At 52.7% G+C, this 827-nt stretch carries 9 tRNA genes; all 9 read left to right on the plus strand.

Going from position 1 to position 827, the window contains the following annotated elements:
- Positions 1-13 precede the first annotated feature (13 nt).
- A tRNA-Val gene (locus tag CHH58_RS17960) sits at positions 14-89 on the plus strand.
- Positions 90-92: 3 nt separating this feature from the next.
- A tRNA-Thr gene (locus CHH58_RS17965) sits at positions 93-168 on the plus strand.
- Between the two features lie 5 nt (positions 169-173).
- Positions 174-249, plus strand: a tRNA-Lys gene (locus CHH58_RS17970).
- Between the two features lie 30 nt (positions 250-279).
- Positions 280-364, plus strand: a tRNA-Leu gene (locus CHH58_RS17975).
- Between the two features lie 12 nt (positions 365-376).
- Positions 377-451: transfer RNA gene (locus CHH58_RS17980), tRNA-Gly, on the plus strand.
- 27 nt (positions 452-478) lie between these two features.
- Positions 479-563: transfer RNA gene (locus CHH58_RS17985), tRNA-Leu, on the plus strand.
- A 10-nt stretch (positions 564-573) separates the two neighbouring features.
- Positions 574-650: transfer RNA gene (locus CHH58_RS17990), tRNA-Arg, on the plus strand.
- A 3-nt stretch (positions 651-653) separates the two neighbouring features.
- A tRNA-Pro gene (locus CHH58_RS17995) sits at positions 654-730 on the plus strand.
- Between the two features lie 16 nt (positions 731-746).
- Positions 747-822: transfer RNA gene (locus tag CHH58_RS18000), tRNA-Ala, on the plus strand.
- Positions 823-827 lie beyond the last annotated feature (5 nt).

Below are 827 nucleotides of genomic sequence, written 5' to 3' on the forward strand. Positions count from 1 at the left end.
GGATATATAATCCGGAGGATTAGCTCAGCTGGGAGAGCATCTGCCTTACAAGCAGAGGGTCGGCGGTTCGAGCCCGTCATCCTCCACCATTAGCCGGTCTAGCTCAATTGGTAGAGCAACTGACTTGTAATCAGTAGGTTGGGGGTTCAAGTCCTCTGGCCGGCACCATGTTAGAGCCATTAGCTCAGTTGGTAGAGCATCTGACTTTTAATCAGAGGGTCGAAGGTTCGAGTCCTTCATGGCTCACCATTTATTTTAATACTGTGCGTATTTAATCTTGCGGGTGTGGCGGAATTGGCAGACGCGCTAGACTTAGGATCTAGTGTCTTATGACGTGGGGGTTCAAGTCCCTTCACCCGCACCATTTAGATTAAACGCGGAAGTAGTTCAGTGGTAGAACATCACCTTGCCAAGGTGGGGGTCGCGGGTTCGAATCCCGTCTTCCGCTCCATAACTACTTAATCAACTAATTCAGCTTGCCGGGGTGGCGGAATTGGCAGACGCACAGGACTTAAAATCCTGCGGAGGGTTCCTCCGTGCCGGTTCGAGTCCGGCCCTCGGCACTTTAAATATGCGCCCGTAGCTCAATTGGATAGAGCGTTTGACTACGGATCAAGAGGTTAGGGGTTCGACTCCTCTCGGGCGCGCCATTACGGGAAGTAGCTCAGCTTGGTAGAGCACTTGGTTTGGGACCAAGGGGCCGCAGGTTCAAATCCTGTCTTCCCGACCACTATAACTTAAATAATGGGGCCTTAGCTCAGCTGGGAGAGCGCCTGCCTTGCACGCAGGAGGTCAGCGGTTCGATCCCGCTAGGCTCCACCATTTTT

The sequence above is a fragment of the Terribacillus saccharophilus genome, from assembly GCF_002272745.1.
GTDB lineage: Bacteria > Bacillota > Bacilli > Bacillales > Amphibacillaceae > Terribacillus > Terribacillus saccharophilus_B.